Origin of the sequence: Comamonas brasiliensis (assembly GCF_018292285.1) — a bacterium.
Lineage (GTDB): Bacteria > Pseudomonadota > Gammaproteobacteria > Burkholderiales > Burkholderiaceae_C > Comamonas > Comamonas brasiliensis.
Window position 1 is genome coordinate 45,822 of the sequence record NZ_JAANES010000005.1, and the last position, 23,203, is coordinate 69,024.

Below are 23,203 nucleotides of genomic sequence, written 5' to 3' on the forward strand. Positions count from 1 at the left end.
AAAAAACGTCAAAAGGCTTTCTCGTGTGGACCTATCACAACCCCGTGCACATCAGCGTGGGTCGCCACAGTCTCGATCAGCTGCCGGCCTTGCTGGCCGGGCGCAGCTGCCTGCTGGTCACTTTTCCCGAGGCCGAAAGCCTGGGCCTGGTGCAGCGCATGCGCCAGCTGCTGGGAGCGCAGCTGCGCGGCGTGATTGACAGCATTGCTCCCAATCCCGATGTGCAGTGGCTGGCACCGCTGTACGAGCAGGTGCAGCATGACCATGCCGAGGTGCCCGTGATTGTGGCCCTGGGCGGCGGCAGCGCCATCGACTCGGCCAAGGCCTTGATCTGCCATACGCCCGGTGGCCGGTTTGCCGACCTGCTGGCGCTGCTCAAGCAGGGCGGCCAGTTGGGGCAGGGAGGGCACAAGGCCTTGATCGCCATCCCCACCACGGCTGGAACAGGCAGCGAAGTCACCCCCTGGGCCACGATCTGGGATCAGGCTGCCGGCCAGAAGTATTCGCTGCACCAGCCCTGCACCTGGCCCGAGGCCGCGGTGATCGATGCCGAGCTGATGACCAGCCTGCCGGCCGGTGCCACGCTGGCCTCGGGGCTGGATGCGCTGTCGCATGCGCTGGAATCCATCTGGAACGTGAACCGCAACCCGGTTTCCATGGCTCTGGCCGTGCAGTCGGCCCGCCGCACCCTGGCCACGTTGCCCGCGCTGATGCAGGATCTGGGCAGCGCGCAGCTGCGCAGCGAGATGGCCGAGGCAGCGCTGATGGCCGGCCTGGCTTTCTCCAACACCAAAACCGCACTGGCGCATTCGCTGTCCTACGACATCACGCTGCAGCATGGCGTGCCGCACGGTCTGGCCTGCTCGTTCAGCCTGCCCCTGGTGCTGGAGATGGCGCTGGGTGCAGACGCGGCGGCCGATGCTGCCTTGCTCTCCATCTTCGATGCCAGCACGCCTGCCGCAGCCATTGAGCGTCTGCACGGCGTTCTGCAAGGGCTGGGCGTTGCCACCGATCCGGCCCACTATGGCGTGCCGCCCGAGGCCTGGAGCGCCATGGTGCAAAAAGCCGCCAGCGGCCCGCGCGGCCGCAACTTCATTCGCTCTCTGAGCTGAGTCCCGGAGCCCGAACAGGTTCCGCCTTTCCATACTGTTGAAGCCACCACTGAAAACCATGAACTCCATCGCTCAAGCTGAAACTCTGGTGCTGTCCCAGCCCAGCGCCGACCTGTCACCGCTGCAAGCCGTCATCTTTGACTGGGCCGGCACGCTGGTGGACTTTGGCTCGCTCGCGCCCACGCAGATTTTTGTCGAAGCCTTTGCCAGCTTCGGCATCAACATCACGCTGGTTCAGGCGCGCGGCCCCATGGGCCTGTCCAAATGGGACCATATTCACCAGCTGCTGCAGGATGACAGCATTGCTGCGCAGTGGCAGACCGCTTTCGGCCGGAGGCCGACCGATGAGGATGTGGATGCCATCTACGCGCGCTTCATGCCTTTGCAGATTGCCAAGGTGGGCGAGTTCTCGGCCCCCATCGCAGGCGCCGTGCAGACGCTGCAATGGCTGCGCGCCCAGGGCCTGAAGGTCGGCTCCTGCTCGGGCTATCCGCGCGAGGTGCTCAACCAGCTGCTGCCGCAGGCCGAGGGCGCAGGCCTCAAGCCCGACTATGTGGTGGCGGGCGACGAGCTGGAGGCCGGCGGCCGCCCCGGCCCCTTCATGGCACTGGCCAATGTGCTGGCGCTGGGCATTGGCGATGTGCGTGCCTGCGTGAAGGTGGACGACACCGTGCCCGGCATCGAGGAAGGTCTGCGCGCAGGCATGTGGACCGTGGGCCTGAGCCTGTCGGGCAACGAGGTCGGTTATAGCGTGGAGGAGTTTGCCAGGGCGCCCGAGCAAGAGGTCGAGGCCCGTGTCGCCGTGGCCGAAGCCAAGCTCAAAAAGGCCGGAGCCCATTACGTGGTGCGCAGCGTGGCCGATCTGCCGGCCGTGCTGGTGCAGATCGCGGCCGAGATGCGTGCCGGAAAAATGCCGTTCTAGGACGCGATTCGGGAGCTCGCAGACCCGGCTGCGAGCCGGCCCTGAACAGCCAAGCCCCAGGCCTGACGGCCCGGGGCTTTTTTTCTGCGGTTGGGGCTCAGCCTGCGGGCGTCTGCGCCTCGGGGTCGAGCTGCTCGTGATGCTCGATGACCTTGCGCATCAGCTGTGTGAAGAGCTCGCGTTCGGTCTCGCTCAGCGGGTCCAGCATCTGCTGCTGGGCTTGCAGCACGGACGGGCCGGCGTCGGCCAGCAGGGCTTCGCCCTCGACCGTCAGGGACAGCAGTCGCACGCGGCGATCCTTGGCCGTGTGCTGGCGCAGCAGCAGACCGCGTGCTTCCAGGCGGTCGATCACGCCGCCGATGGTGGATTTGTCAAAGCCCACTTCCATGCTCAGCGTGCGCTGGTCGATGCCCGGCAGATGCACCAGTTTCTGCAGCACGGCAAATTGCAGCGGCGTCACGCCCCAGGCTTCCGTGGCCTGGCTGAACACGGCTACGGCCACCTGTTGCAGGCGGCGTATGCCGTGACCGGGAAAGGTTTCCACCTCCAGGCGTGGAAAGAAGGGGTGGCTGCTGGCGCTGTCTGAGGCAGCGTTCGGCAGTGCAGAGTTAGTCATGGTTTTCCCTAGGTGGGGTTGGCATTTCAAGGTTCGAATAATACGATGCATGCGTTTGGTATGCATGCATACTATTTGTGTGCGGACTGATTGGGCAGACACTGGCGTCTGCGCACCTGAAGAACTTGAGGCCTCCATGCAATTTCATTTGAACGGTTTTCGTCCCGGCAACCCCTTGATCGCTCCGGCTTCGCCGCTGGCCCTTGCCCATGCCGAGGCCGCGCCCTCGCAGGTCGATGTGCTGATCGTGGGCTGCGGCCCCGCCGGCCTGACGCTGGCCGCGCAGCTGGCGGCCTTCCCGGATATCCGTACCTGCATCGTGGAGCAAAAGGAGGGGCCCATGGAGCTGGGCCAGGCCGACGGCATTGCCTGCCGCACCATGGAAATGTTCGAGGCCTTCGAGTTCGCTGATTCCATCCTTAAGGAGGCCTGCTGGATCAACGACGTCACCTTCTGGAAGCCTGATCCCGCCCAGCCCGGCCGGATCGCCCGCCATGGCCGCGTGCAGGATACGGAAGACGGCCTGTCCGAGTTTCCTCACGTCATCCTGAACCAGGCGCGTGTGCACGACCACTATCTGGAGCGCATGCGCAATTCGCCCAGCCGCCTGGAGCCGCACTACGCCCGCCGCGTGCTGGATGTGAAGATCGACCATGGTGCAGCGGACTATCCGGTCACCGTGACGCTGGAGCGCTGCGACGCCGCCCATGCCGGTCAGATCGAAACCGTGCAGGCCCGCTATGTCGTGGGCTGCGACGGCGCGCGCAGCAATGTGCGCCGGGCCATCGGCCGCCAGCTGGTCGGCGATTCGGCCAATCAGGCCTGGGGCGTGATGGATGTGCTGGCCGTGACGGACTTCCCCGATGTGCGCTACAAGGTGGCCATTCAGTCCGAGCAGGGCAATGTGCTCATCATTCCGCGCGAAGGCGGCCACCTGGTGCGCTTTTATGTGGAGATGGACAAGCTCGATGCCGACGAGCGTGTGGCCAGCCGCAACATCACGGTGGAGCAACTGATAGCAACTGCCCAGCGTGTGCTCCATCCCTACAAGCTTGACGTCAAGAATGTGCCCTGGTGGTCGGTGTACGAGATTGGCCAGCGCATCTGCGCCAAATATGACGATGTGGCCGATGCCGTGGCCACGCCGGACTCGCCCCTGCCGCGCGTCTTCATTGCCGGCGATGCCTGCCACACCCACAGCCCCAAGGCTGGCCAGGGCATGAATTTCTCCATGCAGGACAGCTTCAACCTGGGCTGGAAGCTGGCCGCCGTGCTGCGCAAGCAATGTGCGCCCGAGCTGCTGCACACCTATTCGTCCGAGCGTCAGGTCGTGGCCCAGCAACTGATCGACTTTGACCGCGAATGGGCCAAGATGTTCAGCGACCCGGCCAAGGAAGGTGGCCAGGGCGGTGTGGACCCCAAGGAGTTCCAGAAGTACTTCGAGCAGCATGGCCGCTTCACGGCTGGCGTGGGCACGCACTATGCGCCCTCCGTGCTGACGGGACAGGCCACGCATCAGGCACTGGCCAGCGGCTTCACGGTGGGCATGCGTTTCCATTCCGCACCGGTGGTGCGCGTCTCCGATGCCAAGCCCTTGCAGCTGGGCCACTGCGGCAAGGCCGATGGCCGCTGGCGCCTGTATGCGTTTGCAGGTCAGAACGACCTGGCGCAGCCCGAGTCCGGCCTGCTGGCGCTATGTCGCTTCCTGGAGAGCGATGCCGCATCGCCGCTGCGCCGCTTCACGCCGGCCGGCCAGGATATCGACAGCATCTTTGATCTGCGTGCCGTCTTCCCGCAGGCTTATACCGAGGTGGCACTGGAGACGCTGCCTGCCTTGCTTCTGCCCCCCAAGGGCCAGCTGGGAATGATCGACTATGAAAAGGTGTTCAGCCCCGATCTGAAGAATGCCGGTCAGGACATCTTCGAGCTGCGCGGCATCGACCGCCAGCAGGGCGCTCTGGTGGTGGTGCGTCCCGACCAGTATGTGGCCCAGGTTCTGCCCCTGGGCGACCACGCTGCACTGAGCGCCTATTTCGAGTCCTTCATGCGGGCCTGAGAGTCCTTGAGCAAGGATTGCTGATCAGCATCAACGCCTGGAAGGTGTTTCAGGGAGGGCATTGCCCTCCCTTTTTTGCGCACGGAGCAGAGCGAGTGCGCGCTGCTTGCTACGATGTTTGCTTGTGCTCAAGAGGAGAAGACATGCTGTTGATCGTCGGTACCGTGCGTTTGCCATCCGAAAACCTGGCGCTTGCCCGACCTGCCATGCGTGCCATGGTGGAAGCCTCGCGTGCCGAGTCGGGCTGTCTCGAGTACGGCTATGCCGAGGATGTGCTGGTGCCGGGGCTGATCCATGTGAAGGAGCTGTGGGCCGATCAGGCGGCGCTGGATGCACATTTCGCCTCCGCGCATATCCAGGCCTGGCGTGCCGCCTGGCCGGAGCTGGGGATCGGGCAGCGGGATCTGCGCCTGTACGAGGTGCAGGCACCACGCATCACCTGAGCTGTATGCCGCCCGGCTGCGGCCGCCGCTTGAAGGCACCTGGATTGACGGCACCTAGCCTGGAGCCTGCTGCAGCTTGATGATGTCGACCGAAATTTCCACCGCCGTCACGGCGCAGCGGTTTTCCAGCCAGTGCGTGGTGTTCCTGTCTTCGGGCCAGCCCACGCCCGGGCCATAGTCGGTGGCCACGCCGTTTCTATGGTCGGTGATGCATCCTTCGAGGATGTAGACCATGCCGGGTCTGTCTTTGTGGTCGTGAACCGGGCCGAAGACGCCGCCTGGCGCCATGGTCACCAGGCGCATGCGAAGCTGGCGACCCGCCATGCCTTTAATCTCGGGGCCCAGGTCGAGCGTGGCCAGCATTTGCACTGCCACCCCCCGGGTTTCGGGGACTTGCTGTTGGTTGGACATTCGATGCTCCTTCGCGCCTCTCCACGGCCGTTGAAGCGAACCTGTCTTCGCTCAGGCCGGTTGCCAAAAGTGTGATCTCTTGCTGGCGCACAGCAAAGCCAAACCCATGTCATTGGCGTGGCGCATTTTCCATGTCTATTGCTGGGCGGGGAGAGGCGCTGCGGCCCGCACGGCCTGACGCTTGTCCCCGGAGCAGACGCCTGGAGGGTGATTCCCCGACAATGCGCCCATGACTTCCCAAGAACAACCGCGCAACCCCCTGCATGGGCTGACGCTTGAGCGCATCGTTACCGATTTGGTGGATTATTACGGCTGGCGCGAGCTAGGGCGCCGCGTGCCCGTGCGCTGCTTCAATCTGGACCCCAGCATCTCCTCGAGCCTTAAGTTTCTGCGCAAGACGCCCTGGGCGCGCGAACAGGTAGAGCAGCTGTATGTGCAGACCCAGCGTGCCGATGAGCGCGAGCAGCAGCGGCGCGCGAAAAGAGCGGAGCGCTCCGAGGATTAAGCGAGAGTGAGCACACCACTCATAGTTTGATCTAGATGAAAGAACAGCCGCCATCAGGCGGTTATCTTTGCATGAGGTACGCCCGTGTCACTGCCGGCGGTCGAAAAAACGATTCTTCGCGAATTTCCCGATCCTGCTCTGCTTGCGCTCATGCCCGACACCCCATTTTTCACTGCCCGCCAGTACAAAAGCCTCTGCAACGGCCTGCCGGACCCCACCTTCGTCTTCACGGAGTCGGGACGTTATGCCGCAGTCCTCGGTGGCAAGCACCAGCGCTTCCGCCCTGACGCCACGGTGCTGGTAGGCCGGTTCATTGCCGATGTGCTGGCTCCGGCCAAGGCGCTCTGGTTTCTGCAGCAGATCCGGGAGGCGCTGAGCAGTCAGCGGGTGCTGGTGGTGGAGTACGAGCTGGGCGCAGCCGATCTGTTGGGGCTTCCCCAGGGCGGGCCTGCCGAGGCGACCTGGTTTGAAGGTCGCATCAGTGCCCTGGAGGAGCTGTTCTGGGGTGAACAGGCCGTGGTCTGGGTGGCTGGCAACATCACGGCCAACAAGCGCCTGCAGCAACAGCTGCAGGAGCAGAGCCTGACCGATGAGTTGACGGGGCTGCGCAATCGCCGGGGCTTTATGCGCGAGCTGGCTCAGGCCTATACGGTCCACAGGCAGCAAGGCTTGCCGGCCTGTCTCCTGAGCTTTGATGTGGATTACTTCAGAGCCATCAATGAGGCGTTGGGCCATACCGCAGGGGATCAGGCGCTGCGCGATCTGGCCGCCGCCGTGAGTCCTCTGCTGGCTCCAGAGCATGTGTTCGGTCGCCTGGGTGCCAATGAATTCGCCGTGCTGTGCGGCGGCCGCAGCATCGCCGAGATCACCACCCTGGCGCGAGGGCTGCTGGATGTGGGGCGACAGGCGCTGCAACTGTATGCCACGACCGATCCCGTGCCCACGCTCAGCGTCGGGATTGCGCATTTCCTGCCGACCGACAGCAGCCTGGAGGACATCATGCGCCGCGCGGATCAGGCCTTGTACGCCGCCAAGCGGCAGGCCGGACACCGGGCGGTCGTAGCGGATGGAAACCAATCGAACTACGGCCTGGCCTGAGGCCTGGCAGAAGGGCCCGGCGCCATTGGCCGGGCCACGCCCGCAGAATCAGGCGCCCAACTGCTGCGCATGGTGGCGCAGATGGTCGTCGACAAAGCTCTGGATGAAATAGTAGCCATGGTCATAGCCCGCATGCCGGCGCAGCGTGAGCGGTTGGCCAGCCTTGGCGCAGGCGGCTTCGAAGGCCTCGGGCAGCAGTTGCTTTTCGATCAGGAACTTGTCGGCCAGGCCCTGGTCGACGAGGATGCCTGCGGGGTAGGGTGCAGCGGTCTGCGCGCTCATCAGCTCGCTGGCGTCATGCCTGGCCCATTCGGCCTTGTCTTCGCCCAGATAGCCGCTGAAAGCCTTGTGGCCCCAGGGACAGTTGAGCGGGTTGGCAATCGGTGCAAAGGCCGAGACCGACTTGAAGCGGCCGGGGTGGCGCAATGCCAGGGTCAGCGCGCCGTGGCCACCCATGCTGTGGCCGAAGATGCCCAGACGCTGCAGGTCCACGGGCAGCTTGCTGCCGACCAGGGGCAGCAGGTCATTGAGGATGTAGCTCTCCATGCGCCAGTGCAGCGCCCAGGGCCGGGTGGTCGCATCCAGGTAGAAGCCGGCGCCCACGCCGAAGTCCCAGCTGTCGGCTTCGCCCGCCAGACCCGCGCCGCGCGGGCTGGTATCGGGGCAGATCAGGGCGATATTGAGTGCGGAGGCCAGGCGCTGGGCGCCGGCCTTGATCATGAAGGTTTCTTCGGTACAGGTCAGGCCGGCCAGATAGAGCAGGGCCGGCACCTTCTCGCCCATCACGGCCTTGGGCGGCAGATAGACCGAGAACTTCATGGCCAGGCCGATCTCGGAACTATGGTGTTCGTAATAGCGCTGGGCGCCACCAAAGCAGGCGTGGGCGTTCTTGAGTTCCATGGCGCTTACTCCTAAAAGAAAAGCTGCTAGCGCTTATTTATAAAGCGATTGCAGCAGTTTTGTATCTGAAAGCCAGTCATTGCATACGCAAGCAGCTATGAAATCGAAAGTACGGGGAATGGCACTAAAACTTGCACCTCCTGAGTAGAGGACAGCAAGCAAGGGCCTAGGCGGCCCAGCCACCCCGCAGCGATGCTGTCGTCCCCCTCCCGAAGAGAGAGGGGAAGGCGCGGGGCCGCCCAGGCGCAGCGCCTCAGGGGGTTACGAAGCGTCGGCGTAGTTGACGACCGAGCGAATCGATTTGCCCTCGTGCATCAGCTCGAAGGCTTCGTTGATGTGCTTCAGGCCCATGGTGTGGGTGACGAAGGGTTCGAGCTGAATCTTGCCGGCCATGGCGTCTTCCACCATGCCGGGCAGCTCGCTGCGGCCCTTGACGCCGCCAAAGGCCGTACCCAGCCACTTGCGGCCCGTCACCAGCTGGAAGGGGCGGGTCTTGATCTCTTGACCGGCACCGGCCACGCCGATGATGACCGACTGGCCCCAGCCGCGGTGGGCGCATTCCAGCGCCGCGCGCATCACGTCCACATTGCCGATGCATTCGAAGGTGTGATCCACGCCCCAGCCGGTCATCTCGACGATCACTTGCTGGATGGGCTTGTCGAAGTCCTTGGGATTCACGCAGTCGGTGGCGCCGAAGGTCTTGGCCAACTCGAACTTGCCGGGGTTGGTGTCGACGGCGATGATGCGGCCGGCCTTGGCCAGCTTGGCACCCTGGATCACGGCCAGGCCGATGCCGCCCAGGCCGAACACGGCCACGGTGTCGCCTTCCTGCACCTTGGCGGTGTTCTTGACCGCGCCCAGACCGGTGGTCACGCCGCAGCCCAGCAGGCAGACCTGCTCGGGGTTGGCATCGGGGTTGACCTTGGCCAGCGAGACGGCGGCAACCACGGTGTATTCGCTGAAGGTCGAGCAGCCCATGTAGTGATAAATGGGCTCGCCGTTGTAGCTGAAGCGTGTCGTGCCGTCAGGCATCACGCCCTTGCCCTGGGTGGCGCGCACGGCCACGCACAGATTGGTCTTGCCGCTCTTGCAGAACAAGCATTCGCCGCATTCGGCGGTGTACAGCGGAATCACATGATCGCCGGGCTGGACGCTGGTCACGCCTTCGCCCACTTCCACCACGATGCCCGCGCCTTCATGGCCCAGCACTGCGGGGAAGATGCCTTCGGGGTCATCACCGCTCAGGGTGAAGGCGTCGGTGTGACAGACGCCGGTGTGGGTGATCTTGACCAGCACCTCGCCAGCCTTGGGTGGCGCGACGTCGATTTCGACGATTTGCAGGGGTTCTCCGGCTTTGAAGGCTACGGCGGCGCGGGATTTCATGGCTGGTCTTTCTTGGAAGGCTGAGGATGCGGTGGCAGCCTGAGCCAGGCTCTGGGTCTGGCCGGGCGCACCGGGTGTGAAGTGTGAATGTAGGCGATCCCGCCGCCCTGTGGAAGTTCGTGGCCGCAGATGGCGGCTCTTTGGCCGAATGTCACACGGTTCGCTACATCGCTTTCAGCTGGTTGACGATTCCATGGCATTGGAGTTCTCGGCACAGCCTACGACTCGGCTGGTCCTGCGAGATTGATGAGAGAGTTCCTGTCCAGGAAGAGCCGCTAGTCAGCTTGGGTGTGCTGATCGCATGTGACCCGCAAGTTAGAGGACTGAGAGGACAGTGAGGCCTATGGCAGACCTGGAATGCCGCAGCGGCGGTATTGCCTGGTCAGTTGCGAGCCTCTCTTCAGCGTTGGGTCATCTGGTGGCGAAGAAATCCAGCATCTCTTCCAATAGATCGGCAGGCTGTTCTTCGGCGATGTAGTGTCCGCAGTCGAGCGCTTTTCCCGTGACTTCGGCTGCAGCCTTGCGCCACAGGTCAAGCACTGGAAAGCAGCGGCCAACCGCGCCTTCCGCGCCCCACAGCACTCTCAGTGGCACCGTCACCTTTTGCCCCTTGGCTCGATCTGCGCGGTCGTGCTCCAGGTCGATGCCCGCTGAGGCTCTGTAGTCCGCACAGATGGATGCAGCGGTACCCGGGATGGCAATGCAGCGCAGGTACTCCTGCAGTGCTTCAGGCGCAAAGGCGCCGAGCCCGGCGTGGCGTCGGCCCATTACATCCCGGATGTAGGCGCAAGGGTCCGCTTCGATAAGCCTCTCTGGCAGTGGTGCAGCCTGGATAAGAAAGAACCAGTGCCAGTAAGCCCTGGCGAACGCTTCGCCTGTCTGTTCATACATGTCGAGCGTTGGCGCAATGTCCAGCAGCATCGCACGCAGGACCCGGCCCGGATGGTCAAGCAGCAGCCGGTGGGCCACGCGGGCGCCCCGGTCATGCGCAGCGATGCGAAACTGTGCAAAGCCCAGTGTGGACATCAGCTCCGCCATATCCGCCGCCATTGTGCGCTTGCTGTAGGCGTGGCTTTCGGGGCCGGCATCGGGTCTTGCAGAATCGCCATAGCCCCGCAAGTCTGCGCAAACCACAGTGAATCTTTCGGCAAGAGCAGGGGCCACCCGGTGCCACATGACGTGGGTCTGCGGATGTCCATGCAGCAGCAGCAAAGCAGGCCCCGAGCCTCCTATGCGGCAACGAAGTACCGTGCCGTTGACCGGTACATCTTGAGCAGTGAAGCCTTCAAACATCATGCGATCTCCCCAAGGTGGGCAATGCCCTGCGCTCGCGGAGTATGGCCCAGTTGCTGGCGAGTGCGCGAGGCCACGTTTTTCATCCAGGGGTGGGATTCCCAGTGAAGGCGCGCAAATTGCTCGATCTGGGCCTGGTAGGTCAGAGACATGCCGATGAGGTCCCTGCGTTCCAGTTGCATGCGGTGGTGCCGCTCCGAGAGCGTAAAGAATGCATCCACGTTGCAGCTTCTGACTCGAAGATTTTCAAGGTCAATATGGATGTGCGAGGTCTCCGGGCTGGCGGCATCGGCCATGAGCCTGGTGATTTCCTCTTCCGGGAGCATCACCAGCAGCAGCTGGTTGTTCATCGCGTTGGAGTAGAAGATTTCCCCGAAGCTGGGGGCGACGACTGCTTGTATGCCGTATTGCTGCAATCCCCAGACTGCGTGCTCGCGGCTGGAGCCGCAGCCAAAGTTCGCTCCCGCCACCAATACTTCGACGTCTGCGCGTTCAGGCCTGTTGAGCACAAAGTCTGAGCGCTTGCGGCCTTCGGCATCAAACCGCAGGTCGTACAGCAGGCCTTTGTCGAGCCCGGCCTTGTCGATGCCGTGCAGAAACTGTTTGGGCATGATCTGGTCGGTGTCCAGATTCTCGATGGCCAAGGGCGCCATCTTTCCGGACAGAATGTGTTGCTCACGCATGATGGGTCTCCAGACGGCGAACGTCGGTAATCGTGCCAGTGATGGCTGCGGCTGCCGCCATGGCAGGGCTCATGAGGTGGGTGATGGCGCCGCGCCCCTGTCTTCCCTCGAAGTTGCGATTGGTCGTTGACGCACAGCGGACGCCGTCCGCCAGGATGTCTCCGTTCATGGCCAGGCACATCGAGCAACCTGGCTCCCGCCATTCAAAGCCTGCATCCATAAGCAGGCTTGCGATGCCTTCGGCTTCGGCCTGCCGCTTGACCGCGCCGGAGCCTGGTACCACCATGGCACGCACTCCCTTGGCAACGTGGCGGCCGCGAACTACTTCCGCGACGGCACGCAGGTCTTCGATGCGAGCATTGGTGCATGAACCGATGAAGACATGCTGGATGGCTGTGCCTTCAAGGGGGACGCCTGCTGCCAGGCCGGTATAGCGCAGCGCCTGCTCCGTACTGCGGCGCATCGGCGCCGAGGTCTGTGTAGCCGGGTCGGGAGTCGCGCCGCCAATCGGTATCACCTGGTCAGGGCTGGTGCCCCAGGTTACGTGGGGTGCTGCATCGCTTGCATCGAAGCGATGTTCGACATGGAACACCGCAGCTTCATCGCTGTGCAGGGTTTCCCAATGCTGAAGCGCGGCGTCGCGCGCAACACCGTGCAAGTCCGTCGCACGCTCAAGCACATACCTGGCTGCCTTCCGGTCTGGCGCAATCAGAGCGCCGCGAGCTCCGGCTTCGACCGCCATGTTGCAGACGGTGAAGCGCGACTCGATGGACATCGCTTCGAACGCCGTGCCGCAGAACTCGATGACGTGGCCTCTGGCCCCTTGGGCTCCTATATGTCCAATGAGCATGAGGATAAGGTCTTTGGCGGTCGTGCCCACTGGCAGCACGCCGTCGACTCGGATGCGCATGTCCTTGGCCAGCCGGTAGACAAGCGTCTGTGTCGCCAGCACATGCTCGACTTCCGAGGTACCGATGCCGAAGCCCAAGGCGCCCAGCGCGCCATAGGTGGTTGTGTGAGAGTCTCCGCAAATCACGACCATGCCCGGGCGGATCATGCCGTGCTCAGGCGCCACAACATGCTCGATTCCCTGCAGGGCATCCTGGGGGTCGAAGAGCGGGATGTCATGCTGCTCGCAATTCTTGCGCAGGTTGCTGGCCTGAAGCGCTGGCGCAGCCTCCCGGATAACCCGGATCGTGCCCGGCTCCGTCGGAATGACATGGCTTACAACGGCCACGTTCTGGCCGGGCATGAGCACCCGGCGCCCGTGCTCATCCAGGCCTGCGAAGGCTTGAGGGCTGGTGTACTCATTCATCAGATGCAGGTCGCAGAACAGCAAGACGTTCTGCTCGTCGAGCTGGGCGACGGTATGTGCGTCGACCAGCTTGCGATAAAGGGTGCGATTCATGTGAGCGCTCTATGTCGTGGAGTGCTACCAGTTTCACAGGTGAGTCAGAAACATACAATATCTGATAGGTAATCGCTTTCGGTCGCTGGAGTTATCAATGGATGGATTTTCAGACCTTGCCTTTTTTGCCATGCTCAGCAAGGAAGGCAGCATGCGAGGCGCCGCTCAGCAACTGGGTGTCACAGGCCCCGCGGTCAGCAAACGGCTTGCGGGACTTGAAGCCAGGCTGGGCGCACGCCTCATGCAACGGACTACTCGCCGCATGAGCCTCACGCCCGAGGGGGAGCGATACCTGGTGGAAGGGGGGCGTCTTCTGACCGAGCTGGGCGCCCTTGAACGAGCCATCGGCGGTGTGGCAGCCGTTCCGCAAGGACTGATACGCGTAAACGCCAGCTTCGGCTTCGGTCGCAAGCACATCGCACCTGCCCTGGGAGTGTTTGCACGCCGTTTCCCGGAGGTTGAAGTGCAGCTCCACTTGAGCGACCGTCCTGCCAACCTCATCGAAGACAACTTCGACGTGGTCATCCGGCTGGGTGATATGCCGGACTCACGCTGGACGGCCAGGGTGTTGGCACGCAACAGGCGGGTGCTCTGCGCCTCTGCGCTGTATTTGAAAGAGGCCGGGGAGCCGTCCACTCCGCAGGAATTGGCCCGGCACGCCTGCCTTTTCATCCGTGAGGGCGATGAGGCATTTGGCACCTGGCATTTGCGCAACGGTTCACAGGCAGAGACTGTCAAGGTCCGAGGCCCTCTGAGTGCGAACGACGGGGAGTCGGCATCCGCATGGGCCATGGCCGGGCACGGCATTCTGATGCGATCGGAGTGGGAGGTAGGGGCCCTCATTAGGGAAGGGCTCCTCAAGGTGGTCTTGCCTGAATGGCGACTGCCTCCGGCTGATGTGTATGTTCAGTTCCATGGCGGAGCCCATCTGCCCGCCAAAACAAAGGCGCTGGTTGATCATCTGGTTGACGTGTTTGCGCCCCAACGCCCGCCAGGAAGAGCGGATGCAACTTGGTGATGCCCGTGCCGGGGGGGGCGGACAAAAACTTGGACTACCAGGAGGTAGTTCATGTACCCATAGCAGACAGAATTCGTGTAGTTGAGAGCATGGCGTTGTTGCATGAATCAGCCTCAGGCCAGATTTCCCCAACCCCAGACGTGGCTATGCCACAGCTACCGTCTGCGGGCAACCCAGCTTAGTAAACCGATTGAGGATAGCGACCCGAATGTGCAGTTCGTTGACCTGCCGCTCGAACGTGCGTGACATCACTCGTTTACCCAGCCGCTTGATACAGCTCATCTTGGTCTCGACCAAGCTGCGCCGGTGGTAACCACTCCAGCTTTTCCATAGCTTGCGACCGAAGCGCCTGCATGCGGCGATAGCCGCATTGCGGTGCACAAAGACATCGCCTTTGCGCATCCTTGCATTCTTTCTCGGGGGAATGATGGTAGTGGCTTTGCGCTGCATGACCGCCTCATGCACGGGCTGAGTGTCATAGGCCCCGTCGCCTGTTACGGTCAGCAGCGGCTCATCACCCGGGACTTGCGTCAATAGCTGCGGCATCACCGCAGCGTCAGTGACATTGTTAAAGGTGACGCAGATAGCCCGTACCTGCAGCGTTTGCGCATCAATGCCGATGTGCAGCTTGCGCCATTGGCGCCGACGCTCCGGCCCATGCTTTTTGCATTTCCACTCGCCTTCTCCCAAGAATTTAATGCCCGTGGAGTCAATCAGCAGGTGCAGGCCGGCTGCGCTAGAGCGGTACGCCACCTACAAATCCAGACTGCGCTGGCGGCGACACAACGTGCTGAAGTCGGGGACCGGCCACATCAGTCCAGACAACGCCAGTAGTGACTGAACAAAGCCTGTGGTCTGCCGCAAGGCCAACCCAAAGAGTTTTTTGATGGTCAGGCAGAACTGAATCGCTGCATCCGGGAACTGCGGGCTGCGCCCGCGTTTGCCGCTGGCAGCGGCAAACCAGGACATACTTTTATCCAGCCAGATGGTCAATGAGCCCCGCGCTTTGAGCGCTGTGTTGCATTGCTTCCAATTGGTGATGCGGTAACGGGATTTGGACTGCGGGGACTGACTCATCATCCGAGGCTACCGGACCCTGGTCGGCGATTTGTGCAACAACGCCGGCCTATGGCTGGCCTCGTTACAGGCAAATGGCGAGGCGGGGCCGCAGCATCCCGGCAGCACAGAGAACCCCGGCGTGTGCAGCTTCGCCCGATCAATCCTCATTCGGTATCAGCGTCCCCCATACCCGCAGGTGTGCGTCTGGTTGTGCCGGGCCGTCATAGGCCGGCTGCACCTCAATGGCGGGCTTGCCCTCCTGGCAATCGATGAAGCCCCATTGGCTGGGACGGTAGCGCGCCTCGGGGCCGTCGGGGGCTCCGACCAGAAACTCGGCCTGGATGTCATAGCCGATCAAGGGCACATGCAGGCTGGCGATATCGCCCTTGCGGCATTCCAGATAGGAGCGCTTCGGGTCGACCACCCAGGCGCCATAACCCGGGTCGACGTCGGGATCGAAGTGGAACACTGGACCGAGGCGCTGGTCCCGGGCCAGCTCCACCGTGTGGTTGCCGATGGCGTTGACCCAGGCGCCCGCGATCTGCACCGGCTGCGCGAAGCGTGCCGCGCTCAGTCCTCGCAGACCTAGCGGTCGCTGGCGCTCGCCGTTGTCAAAGGCGTCGTAGCGATTGATCAAGGTGCCCTTGGGGAATAGCTGCTCGCCATAGCGGAAGTCCTCGGGCAGTACAAAGCGCTGTCGGCTTTCTCGATAGTGGGCCCGCAGCGTCACGGCCTCTTCAATCTGCACCAGCTTGCGCGCCAGCACCAGGCCCCAGAGATCGCCGGCCAGGGCCAATATCGCCACCACCACGACGGGCCAGTGCCAGAACGGCGGGCGCTCGGAGGTGGGGGCGTGCCTATGGCGCCGCCACCAGAACAGCCCGCGCAGCAGCAGCCACAGGCTCAGGCCGGCTGCCACCAGGGGAGCGAGCAGCAGCAACAGCATGGGCAGTGTGAAAAGAGGTCCGGGAATCATGGGCAGGCAAAGGGGTAGAAGCCCCGGACTTTAGCAGTGGATGAGTCGGCCGGTCCGAGGTGCCAAGAGGGCTTGCGTATAGTCGAGGCTTGTGCGCTGCAAGTGCCTGCAGCGCTGGTTTTATATGCTTGAACTGCTCTGATTTTTGTATGGAACACCATCACGCTGGCGCCCACCGCGTCGATCTGGTTGTCTACCCCGGCTTCAAGGCGCTGGAAGCCATTGGTCCCATGTCCGTGTTTGACTATGCCAATGTGCATCTGCGGCAGAAGGGCCTGCCTGACGGATATATGGTGCGGGTGGTGGCGTCGCAGGCCGGTCTGGTGCCCTCGGACACCTTGATGGGCTTGCAGGCCAGCCATACCCTGGCGCAGGTCGAGGCCGAGGGCACGGGGTGCACGGTGCTGCTGGTGGGGGCGCGCCATATCGAGCAGGTGCTGGCGGCCTCGCCCGAGCTGGTGGACTGGGTGGCGCGAGTGGCGCCAGAGGTCGGGCGCATGATTGCGCTGTGCAGCGGCAGCTTTTTCCTGGCAGCTGCTGGTCTGCTCGATGAGCGCCGCGCCGCCACGCACTGGAGTGTGGCCGGGGCGCTTGCCCAGCGTTATCCGCGGGTGCAGGTGGATGCCGATGCGATCTATGTGTGCGACGAAATCAAGGACAGCGACGGCATGCGTCAGCTCTGGACTTCGGCCGGCGTCACTGCCGGTATCGATCTGGCGCTGGCGGTGGTGGAGCATGACTTCGGCCATGCGCTGGCGCTGCAGGTGGCACGCGATCTGGTCATGTATCTCAAGCGCCCCGGCGGTCAGTCGCAGTTCAGCGTATCCCTGGCCGCACAGGCCACGCAGCACAGCGCCGTGCAGGCCGCTCAGCAGTGGGTGCTGGAGCATCTGGACCAGCCCATGCCGCTGGCGCTGCTGGCGGACAAGGCCGCGATGAGCGAACGCAACTTTCGCCGCGTCTTTCAGCAGGAGACCGGCTGCAGCCCCAGCAGCTTTGTGGAAAACGCCCGCCTGGAGCGCGCCAAGCAATTGCTGGAGAATCTGGGCTCCCTGCCGCTCAAGACCGTGGCCGCCAAGGTCGGCCTCGGCTCCGAGCAGGCGCTGCGGCATCTGTTCGTGCGCAAGCTGGGCATCACACCCGTGGTCTATCGGGAGCGGTTCGGAGACTGATGGGCTTGCGGCATTCTGTCGGAAGCAGCCGTTTTTTCGGCCAGCCGATCAGAACAGAGGGCTCTTGAAGAAATCCAGAGCAGCCTTGGCGGCCGCAAAATTGCGCTCGATCTGCGCCTGCTGCTCATCGTGGTTCACGATCTTGATGACAGGCTCGGCGGCGGGTTTCGCCTTCTTTGGCAAGGCATTTCTTTTCCTGTCGAGGCTGGGCGCCTCCGCACGGCATGCCGATGCCAGCGCTGGCGTCCTGGCCTGCGTTGCTGCCGGGGCGAGCAGCCGGGTCAGATCCAGCGCAGGGTTGAGCTGCCACAGGCAGGATACATAGGTTGCCATGGCCACGGAGGGATCGCCGCGCTCGATGCGCGCCATGGTCGGTTGGGAGATGCCGAGCCTGGCCGCCCACTGCGCCTGTGTTTCGCCCCGTTGCTTGCGCTGCGCCACGATGCCTTGGGCAAGTTCTTCGATCTGTACCAGGATGGCTGGCGGAAAGTCTGCGGGGCTGGTGTTCTGGCGGGGCATTGCGCAATGGTATTTCGATTTGGCGGTCGAAATGAGCAAAACCGGGTGCTGGCCTGTAACCGATGAACAGCGGCAAGGGTGTTCGGGACGGGCGCGCCGGGTACGTAGCGCGGACCAGTTCCATGTCTGTCCTACGGGGCGCCCACCCGAGGTCTGCGAGCATTGGCGGCATATCCGGAGGTTGCGCCATGAAGCTTGTTCACCTGATTTACGCCGTCACCCATTCCCTGATTGCCCTGCTGTTCGGTTTTGCCGCGCTGAGCCTGGTGTGGATTGCCGTGACCAAGGCCTGGGGCGTCATCGTGGGAGGCTTGCAGCCGGAGTCCACGCTGCATGCGGTGGAGGCGCTGGGAATTCTGGCCTCGGGCGTGGTGGCATTGCAGATCTCGCAGACCATGGTGGAGGAGGAAGTGGTGCGCGAGGCCCATATCAGCGGGCCGACGCGGGTGCGCCGCTTTCTGTCACGTTTCATGGTGGTGCTGGTGGTGGCCCTGGCGATCGAGGGCCTGGTGGCGACCTTCAAGGCACAGGAGACCCCCGAGCAGATGCTGTATCCCGCAGCCTTGCTGGTTTCCGTGGGCGTCCTGCTCGCGGGATGGGGCGTGTTCGTGCACCTGAACCGCTCGGCGGAAGAGCTGGAGCCTGAGGCGATGCAGCAGGCCAAGAGCGAAGACCACAAGGTCAGCGACGAGCACTGACAGGAATGTGCCCGGCGGCCAGAGGCAGCGCTGCGAAACGAAAAACGCCCTGAACTGCTTCAGGGCGTTTTCGAGGTCGGCCCATGCCTCAGGCCGGCAGCCGGTACAGCGTTCCGTTGAATGCCACGGCGCCGCTGCCATGCAGTGCATCGAGCTGCGTCAGCACGAGTTCGCGCACGGGCGCGGTGACGGCGCTCAGGCCCAGCAGCCGAGCGACGGCGGCGGGCAACTCGTCGCGCTGACCACCCAGGCTGGATCTGAGGGCCTGGGCAATCGCTGCACGGATCTCGGCTGGCGGCAGGCAGTCGATGCGGCGCAGATTGGCCGAGCCGACCTCGGCGCGATTGCGCACCCGCACCGCCCGTCCCGGCAGATCGAGAAACTCCCCGTCGACGGCCAGCGCCTCATCGGCCAGCAGCGATTGCCGCGCCTGCTCCAGCGCATCGCGCACGCGGCTGCCCGCGCGTTGCAGACCCCAGAGCGTACGCATGCGGGTGACCAGCTCGTCAAAATGAATCGGTCCTTCCAGCTCCACCGCGCGGCGCATCAGCTGGGCCAGCTGCGTGGTGGATTGCTGATGCAGCTCTCCGGTCGGAACGGCAAAGCGGGCTTCCTGATAAAGGCTGCCGTCATGGGCGGCGGCCAGCTCGGTGTCGGAGCTGCCGGCATCGGACAGTGCTGCGCGCTCTATGACTTCTGTAGCGGCCTGCGCTTGGTACATAAGGGCTGGAGGCTGATTCTCTGCCAAATCCCTGGATTGTCTGGCAGCTTCGACGGCAGCCAGCACGCGCTCGGTCTGGGCGCGCGGCTGACGGAACCAGTCGCAGCCCCAGATGCGCAGTAGTGTCCAGCCCTGGCTCTCCAGCACCGACTGGCGCAAGCGGTCACGGTCGCGCGCGCTGCGGCTGTGGTGATAGCTCATGCCGTCGCACTCGATGCCGAGCAGATAGCGGCCCGGCTGCTCGGGGTCGACCACGGCCAGGTCGATGAAAAAGCCCGCAATGCCGATCTGCGTCTGCAGCTGCAGACCCTGGGCCGTCAGCGCCTCGTACACATCTTCTTCAAGCGGCGACTCCAGATCGCGTCCGCTGACACTGGCCAGGGCCAGCTGGCCGGTGGCCGCGTATTGCAGGAATACCTTGAGCGCAGCCACGCCCTTGCCTTTTCCGCGTTCCAGATCGATGTCGTCGGCGGTGATGGATGAAAACACCTCACAGCGCTGCTTGGCGCGCGAGATCAGCACGTTCAGCCGGCGCTCGCCTCCATCGGCACTCACCGGGCCGAAGCGCATTGGCAGATAGCCTTGGGCGTTGCGCGCATAGGCCACAGAAATGAAGATTACATCGCGCTCGTCGCCCTGCACGTTTTCCAGGTTCTTGATGAAGAAGGGTTCGTTGGGATGGGCAACAAAAAAGGACTCGGCCTCGGGTTGCTGGCGACGCAGCAGTTCCAGCTCGTCCTGGATGGCGATTTTCTGCTGCAGCGAGAAAGCGGCCACGCCCAGGCTGAGCTGTGGCGACTGCAGTGCGTGCTGCATGATGGCGCGCGCAATGGTCTGTGCCTCGACACGGTTGATGCGGCTGGCGCCGCTGTCAAAGCGGCCTTCGGGCAGATGGTGAAAGCGCAGCCCCATGCCCGAGCGGGTGGTATAGGGGCTGGGCACGACGTATAGGCCGCTGTTGTAGAACTGCTGGTTGGACACCGCAATCAGCGACTGGTGGCGGCTGCGGTAGTGCCAGCGCAGCATGAGCTGGGGCATGCCCTTGGCCAGGCACAGGCTCAGAATGCTCTCCACATCGGCTGCTCCGGCGATGAGCTGGCTGACGTCCCCGTTCTCGTCCTCGTCGTCGAAGTCCTCCTGCTCGCTGGTCATGCGCGAGAAAAATCGCGTGGGCGGCAACTGCCGGTCATCGCCCACCACCACCAGCTGCCTGCAGCGGGCGATGGCGCCCAGCGCATCCACGGGCTCTATCTGGCTGGCCTCGTCAATCACCAGCAGGTCGAACTCGACCGCGCCTGGCTCCAGAAACTGGGCCACGGAAAGCGGGCTCATCATGAACACGGGCTTGATGGCCTGGACGGCCTCACCCGCGAGCTTGAACAGCTTGCGCAGCGGCATATGGCCGCGCTTGCGCGCAATCTCGCCATTGAGCACGCCAAGCGGGCCCATGCCGGATGCGCTGCGCGGCACCTGCTCGTAATGAGAGAGTGCCGACTGGGCGCGCGCGAGCTCTATGCGCTCCAGGTCCAGCGCCCGGAACTGTCGCACCTTCTGGCTGTGCTGATCGCCGTTGAAGGCGACCAGCTCGGGGTGAGTCTGGGTGGCCTGACGCAGCAGAGACTCGTAATAGGCTCGCTCCAGGCTGGCGGGCAGGGAATCTAGTGCAATGGATGCATTCTCGAGCTGCTGCACCAGGGCGGCCATGCCGGTTGTGCGCGCCTGCTCCCGGGTGGCGTGGTATGAGGTCCAGTCCAGCAAGGCGTCCGGCTCGGCGAGCCATTGCCCGAGTCGCTCGCCGAAATCCGTCAGCGGGATGCGGGCCAGGTCGGCGGCGTCAAAAGCTTCCTGCGTATCGAGCTGGTAGCCGCTCAGCACGCCATGCGCAGCATCCTCGAATGCCTGCCGCGATGCATCGGCCTTGGCGGCCAGCTCCGCGCAATGTGCGGGTGATGGCAGCTGGGCATAGAGCTGGCGAAAGGCAGCACTGCGGCCCTGTCCGTCTGGGCCGGCCATCCAGCCCAGCACGGCCTGCAGTTGCGCCCAGTCGCTTTGCTCGCCCAGCCACAGGCTGCCAAAGGCATCTGCCCCCAGGGTCTGCTGCTGGCCCAGGCTCTGGCGCAGTTGCTGGGCTTCGATCAGGCTGTCGAGCAGGTTCAGACGCTCTGCCCGTGAGCTCGGCAATGTCGTTCTCAGCTGGCCCTTGAGGCTGGCTATCGCTGCGCGGTAGCCGCTGTTGAAAATGCGAAACAGCGAGTCGCCATGTGCGGCGATGCTTTGGCGCGGGGCGTTCCAGTCCGCCGTCCAGGCGGATTCTGCGAAGCTGCCGCGCAGGCTCTGCGCCTGCCGGCAGAACAGGGTGCCGCATTCGACCAGCTTGTGCAGCTGGCCCAGGCCCTGATCCCAGATGCTGCCGGCGACGGCCTGCCGGTCTAGGGACGGGGCACTGGCGAGCTGCTGCGCCAGCGCGATCTGCTCATGCAGAGTCTGCAGGGTCTGTGCGGCCGGCGTGCTCAGGGATTGCGCCAGCAGCGCACTATCGTGCTGCAACCGGGCCAGCATTGCCTGCAGCGTCGGCAGTTGCTGGGCGAAACGTTGCGCATCGAGCTTGAGCAGCGCCGGGTGGCATACGCCGCGCCATGGGTGCCCGGTCACCGGGCTCACTTTGGACGCGGCCTGGCGCAGCGCTTCGGCAATCTGCTGGCGTGAACGAAAGTCCTCGGGCGACCAGTCCTGTGCGTCTTGCAGCAGATCGGGCAGATGCGCGATCTGCACCGCATCCAGCCGCGCCAGCTGGCCCAGGATCTGGTAGGGCGTGAGTGCGCAGGGCGCCAGCGCCTGATGCATGGTCCGGCTGTGCGCGTTGAGCTGCTGCTGCACGCTGCTCAGCTCGTGGATGATTTGCTCGCGGTGCTCCACACGCGGCTTGCCCAGATCGCGCGTTGCCTTGAGCTCTTCCAGCACCTTGCGCTTGTGAGTGTGGTGGCTGTGCAGTTCCAGGCAGGCGGGCCCCAGGCCCACGGATTTCAGGCGCCGGTTCACCACCTCCAGCGCGGCCATCTTCTCGGAGATGAACAGCACTTTCTTGCCATCGGCAATCGCCGCCGCAATCACGTTTGTGATGGTCTGGGACTTGCCCGTGCCCGGCGGGCCCTGGATGACGAGATTCTCGCCTCGGCGCACGGCTTCTATGGCCAGTGACTGCGAGCTGTCCGCATCGACCACATGGCGCTGGCTGTCCACGGGGATCAACTGGTCGACATCGGCGTCTTCGGGGAACAGATGTTCGCGAGCCTCGAAGCCCTGCTGCAGCGTGGCGGCAATCAGTGCCTGCCGGTCGAGTCGCTTTTCCGGCGGCCAGGTCGCAGCATCCAGATCGCGGTACATCAGGAATTTGGCAAAGCTGAAGAAGCCCAGCGTCATGGCATCGGGCAGCACCTGCCAGCCGGGCTGGGCGGCAGCCATGGTGGCGACCGAGGCCAGATAGGCGGAGGGATCGAAGTCGTCGCCGGCATTGAATTCGGGCAGCTCCAGGCTAAAGTCGGCCTTGAGCTTGGCCGCCAGCGACAGGTTCTCTGCCGCATCCTCCTGCAACCAGGACAGGGTGAAGCGCTCGGCTGCGCTTTTGCGCTCCAGTGCCACGGGCAGCAGAATCAGCGGCGCAAATCGCGGCTTTTCGGGCGCATTGCGGTCAAACCATTGCAGCTGACCCAGGGCCAGAAACAGGATGTTGACGCCCTGTTCCTCGATGAAGGTGCGGGCGTCGGAGTACATGTCCAGCAGGCGGCGCTGCAGCTTCTCGCTGGACAGGCGCGTCTGCAGCTTCAGGTCACGATGGCGCTGGGCCACACCGCGCGCATCGAGCTGCTCGTCGACGCCTTCCTCGGGCTGGGGCAGGGCGGGGGGGGCCGGTGTCTCTTGCTCCTCGATCGGGTCGGCGGCTACTTGCTCCTCCTCGGCCTTGGCCGGCGCAAAGCTCATGGACTTGCTTTCGCCCGCCAGCAGGCGATAGACCTCGTCCGTGCGCTCATCCGCGAAATGCAGCACGCGTGCCGTGGCGGCCTGAGGCAGGCTCAGCAGACGGTTGCGCGTGGACAGGTCCAGCAGTGCCTGGCGGCTTTTTTCGAGTTGGCGGGCGATGGGCGCTGCGGCCTCGTCAGGCATGGATTCGGTAGCGTCTGCGACTGCGCCGTGATTCACATTGGCGGACATG

At 63.9% G+C, this 23,203-nt stretch carries 19 protein-coding genes and 1 pseudogene; 9 read left to right on the top strand and 11 right to left on the bottom strand.

Going from position 1 to position 23,203, the window contains the following annotated elements; translation table 11 throughout:
- The first annotated feature begins 23 nt into the window (after positions 1–23).
- Together psrA and phnX are read left to right on the top strand one after the other, a co-directional pair.
- On the top strand, positions 24–1,112 hold the full coding sequence (gene psrA / locus DJFAAGMI_RS19355) for an iron-containing alcohol dehydrogenase PsrA (protein ID WP_211458472.1): 1,089 nt from the start codon (positions 24–26) through the stop codon (positions 1,110–1,112).
- Positions 1,113–1,170: 58 nt separating this feature from the next.
- Positions 1,171–2,034 (top strand): phosphonoacetaldehyde hydrolase, encoded by an 864-nt coding sequence (gene phnX, locus DJFAAGMI_RS19360; protein WP_211458474.1) that lies wholly within the window; start codon positions 1,171–1,173, stop codon positions 2,032–2,034.
- A 97-nt stretch (positions 2,035–2,131) separates the two neighbouring features.
- Here the strand turns inward: phnX and DJFAAGMI_RS19365 are convergent, their stop codons facing one another.
- On the bottom strand, positions 2,132–2,650 hold the full coding sequence (locus tag DJFAAGMI_RS19365; protein WP_211458476.1) for a MarR family winged helix-turn-helix transcriptional regulator: 519 nt from the start codon (positions 2,648–2,650) through the stop codon (positions 2,132–2,134).
- A gap of 136 nt (positions 2,651–2,786) precedes the next feature.
- Between DJFAAGMI_RS19365 and DJFAAGMI_RS19370 the strand changes: the two genes are divergently transcribed.
- Together DJFAAGMI_RS19370 and DJFAAGMI_RS19375 are read left to right on the top strand one after the other, a co-directional pair.
- Positions 2,787–4,706: an FAD-binding monooxygenase gene (locus tag DJFAAGMI_RS19370; protein ID WP_211458478.1), complete on the top strand. Its 1,920-nt coding sequence runs from the start codon at positions 2,787–2,789 to the stop codon at positions 4,704–4,706.
- Between the two features lie 143 nt (positions 4,707–4,849).
- On the top strand, positions 4,850–5,149 hold the full coding sequence (locus DJFAAGMI_RS19375) for a putative quinol monooxygenase (protein WP_211458480.1): 300 nt from the start codon (positions 4,850–4,852) through the stop codon (positions 5,147–5,149).
- Positions 5,150–5,203: 54 nt separating this feature from the next.
- Here the strand turns inward: DJFAAGMI_RS19375 and DJFAAGMI_RS19380 are convergent, their stop codons facing one another.
- Complete coding sequence (locus DJFAAGMI_RS19380; protein ID WP_211458482.1) at positions 5,204–5,560, bottom strand: cupin domain-containing protein; 357 nt, start codon at positions 5,558–5,560, stop codon at positions 5,204–5,206.
- A 229-nt stretch (positions 5,561–5,789) separates the two neighbouring features.
- Here DJFAAGMI_RS19380 and DJFAAGMI_RS19385 point away from each other — a divergent pair, with 229 nt between their 5' ends.
- Positions 5,790–6,065 (top strand): VF530 family protein, encoded by a 276-nt coding sequence (locus DJFAAGMI_RS19385; RefSeq protein ID WP_211458484.1) that lies wholly within the window; start codon positions 5,790–5,792, stop codon positions 6,063–6,065.
- 150 nt (positions 6,066–6,215) lie between these two features.
- Complete coding sequence (locus DJFAAGMI_RS19390) at positions 6,216–7,163, top strand: GGDEF domain-containing protein (protein ID WP_249334560.1); 948 nt, start codon at positions 6,216–6,218, stop codon at positions 7,161–7,163.
- Positions 7,164–7,211: 48 nt separating this feature from the next.
- On the opposite strand, the gene fghA is transcribed toward DJFAAGMI_RS19390, so the two are convergent.
- The 5 genes from fghA to leuC form a co-directional block, all read right to left on the bottom strand.
- Positions 7,212–8,063 carry an S-formylglutathione hydrolase gene (gene fghA, locus DJFAAGMI_RS19395; RefSeq protein WP_211458486.1) on the bottom strand — a complete coding sequence of 284 codons (852 nt, stop codon included), beginning with the start codon at positions 8,061–8,063 and terminating at the stop codon, positions 7,212–7,214.
- 261 nt (positions 8,064–8,324) lie between these two features.
- Positions 8,325–9,446, bottom strand: a complete 1,122-nt coding sequence (locus DJFAAGMI_RS19400) for an S-(hydroxymethyl)glutathione dehydrogenase/class III alcohol dehydrogenase (protein ID WP_211458488.1) — start codon at positions 9,444–9,446, stop codon at positions 8,325–8,327.
- Between the two features lie 411 nt (positions 9,447–9,857).
- The gene (locus DJFAAGMI_RS19405; protein WP_211458793.1) at positions 9,858–10,739 is read right to left on the bottom strand and encodes an alpha/beta fold hydrolase; all 882 of its coding nucleotides are present in this window, start codon (positions 10,737–10,739) and stop codon (positions 9,858–9,860) included.
- Entirely contained in the window at positions 10,739–11,422 is a 684-nt protein-coding gene (leuD, locus tag DJFAAGMI_RS19410; RefSeq protein WP_211458493.1) for a 3-isopropylmalate dehydratase small subunit, read from the bottom strand. The genes DJFAAGMI_RS19405 and leuD overlap by 1 nt, the downstream gene beginning before the upstream one ends.
- The gene (leuC, locus tag DJFAAGMI_RS19415) at positions 11,415–12,830 is read right to left on the bottom strand and encodes a 3-isopropylmalate dehydratase large subunit (protein WP_211458495.1); all 1,416 of its coding nucleotides are present in this window, start codon (positions 12,828–12,830) and stop codon (positions 11,415–11,417) included. The genes leuD and leuC overlap by 8 nt, the downstream gene beginning before the upstream one ends.
- A 97-nt stretch (positions 12,831–12,927) precedes the next feature.
- Between leuC and DJFAAGMI_RS19420 the strand changes: the two genes are divergently transcribed.
- Positions 12,928–13,848 carry a LysR family transcriptional regulator gene (locus DJFAAGMI_RS19420; protein WP_211458497.1) on the top strand — a complete coding sequence of 307 codons (921 nt, stop codon included), beginning with the start codon at positions 12,928–12,930 and terminating at the stop codon, positions 13,846–13,848.
- 144 nt (positions 13,849–13,992) lie between these two features.
- Here DJFAAGMI_RS19420 and DJFAAGMI_RS19425 read toward each other — a convergent pair.
- Both DJFAAGMI_RS19425 and DJFAAGMI_RS19430 read right to left on the bottom strand, forming a co-directional pair.
- A pseudogene (locus DJFAAGMI_RS19425) lies at positions 13,993–14,925 on the bottom strand (IS5 family transposase).
- A 139-nt stretch (positions 14,926–15,064) separates the two neighbouring features.
- Positions 15,065–15,853, bottom strand: coding sequence for a hypothetical protein (locus tag DJFAAGMI_RS19430; protein WP_211458499.1), 789 nt, complete (start codon positions 15,851–15,853; stop codon positions 15,065–15,067).
- 179 nt (positions 15,854–16,032) lie between these two features.
- Here DJFAAGMI_RS19430 and DJFAAGMI_RS19435 point away from each other — a divergent pair, with 179 nt between their 5' ends.
- Entirely contained in the window at positions 16,033–17,055 is a 1,023-nt protein-coding gene (locus DJFAAGMI_RS19435; RefSeq protein ID WP_211458501.1) for a GlxA family transcriptional regulator, read from the top strand.
- Between the two features lie 48 nt (positions 17,056–17,103).
- Here DJFAAGMI_RS19435 and DJFAAGMI_RS19440 read toward each other — a convergent pair whose 3' ends face one another.
- Positions 17,104–17,574 carry a helix-turn-helix domain-containing protein gene (locus tag DJFAAGMI_RS19440; protein WP_211458503.1) on the bottom strand — a complete coding sequence of 157 codons (471 nt, stop codon included), beginning with the start codon at positions 17,572–17,574 and terminating at the stop codon, positions 17,104–17,106.
- A gap of 188 nt (positions 17,575–17,762) precedes the next feature.
- On the opposite strand from DJFAAGMI_RS19440, the gene DJFAAGMI_RS19445 reads away from it, so the two are divergent.
- Positions 17,763–18,272: a hypothetical protein gene (locus DJFAAGMI_RS19445; RefSeq protein WP_043005525.1), complete on the top strand. Its 510-nt coding sequence runs from the start codon at positions 17,763–17,765 to the stop codon at positions 18,270–18,272.
- A gap of 88 nt (positions 18,273–18,360) precedes the next feature.
- Here DJFAAGMI_RS19445 and DJFAAGMI_RS19450 read toward each other — a convergent pair whose 3' ends face one another.
- Positions 18,361–23,202: a DUF3320 domain-containing protein gene (locus tag DJFAAGMI_RS19450; RefSeq protein WP_249334564.1), complete on the bottom strand. Its 4,842-nt coding sequence runs from the start codon at positions 23,200–23,202 to the stop codon at positions 18,361–18,363.
- Position 23,203: the final 1 nt, after the last annotated feature.

Coding starts and splice junctions, on each gene's coding strand:
- phnX (WP_211458474.1), top strand. CDS start 1,171: ATGAACTCCATCGCTCAAGCTGAAACTCTGGTGCTGTCCCAGCCCAGC.
- DJFAAGMI_RS19365 (WP_211458476.1), bottom strand. CDS start 2,650: ATGACTAACTCTGCACTGCCGAACGCTGCCTCAGACAGCGCCAGCAGC.
- DJFAAGMI_RS19370 (WP_211458478.1), top strand. CDS start 2,787: ATGCAATTTCATTTGAACGGTTTTCGTCCCGGCAACCCCTTGATCGCT.
- DJFAAGMI_RS19375 (WP_211458480.1), top strand. CDS start 4,850: ATGCTGTTGATCGTCGGTACCGTGCGTTTGCCATCCGAAAACCTGGCG.
- DJFAAGMI_RS19380 (WP_211458482.1), bottom strand. CDS start 5,560: ATGTCCAACCAACAGCAAGTCCCCGAAACCCGGGGGGTGGCAGTGCAA.
- DJFAAGMI_RS19385 (WP_211458484.1), top strand. CDS start 5,790: ATGACTTCCCAAGAACAACCGCGCAACCCCCTGCATGGGCTGACGCTT.
- DJFAAGMI_RS19390 (WP_249334560.1), top strand. CDS start 6,216: ATGCCCGACACCCCATTTTTCACTGCCCGCCAGTACAAAAGCCTCTGC.
- fghA (WP_211458486.1), bottom strand. CDS start 8,063: ATGGAACTCAAGAACGCCCACGCCTGCTTTGGTGGCGCCCAGCGCTAT.
- DJFAAGMI_RS19400 (WP_211458488.1), bottom strand. CDS start 9,446: ATGAAATCCCGCGCCGCCGTAGCCTTCAAAGCCGGAGAACCCCTGCAA.
- DJFAAGMI_RS19405 (WP_211458793.1), bottom strand. CDS start 10,739: ATGTTTGAAGGCTTCACTGCTCAAGATGTACCGGTCAACGGCACGGTA.
- leuD (WP_211458493.1), bottom strand. CDS start 11,422: ATGCGTGAGCAACACATTCTGTCCGGAAAGATGGCGCCCTTGGCCATC.
- leuC (WP_211458495.1), bottom strand. CDS start 12,830: ATGAATCGCACCCTTTATCGCAAGCTGGTCGACGCACATACCGTCGCC.
- DJFAAGMI_RS19420 (WP_211458497.1), top strand. CDS start 12,928: ATGGATGGATTTTCAGACCTTGCCTTTTTTGCCATGCTCAGCAAGGAA.
- DJFAAGMI_RS19430 (WP_211458499.1), bottom strand. CDS start 15,853: ATGCTGTTGCTGCTGCTCGCTCCCCTGGTGGCAGCCGGCCTGAGCCTG.
- DJFAAGMI_RS19435 (WP_211458501.1), top strand. CDS start 16,033: ATGGAACACCATCACGCTGGCGCCCACCGCGTCGATCTGGTTGTCTAC.
- DJFAAGMI_RS19440 (WP_211458503.1), bottom strand. CDS start 17,574: ATGCCCCGCCAGAACACCAGCCCCGCAGACTTTCCGCCAGCCATCCTG.
- DJFAAGMI_RS19445 (WP_043005525.1), top strand. CDS start 17,763: ATGAAGCTTGTTCACCTGATTTACGCCGTCACCCATTCCCTGATTGCC.
- DJFAAGMI_RS19450 (WP_249334564.1), bottom strand. CDS start 23,202: ATGTCCGCCAATGTGAATCACGGCGCAGTCGCAGACGCTACCGAATCC.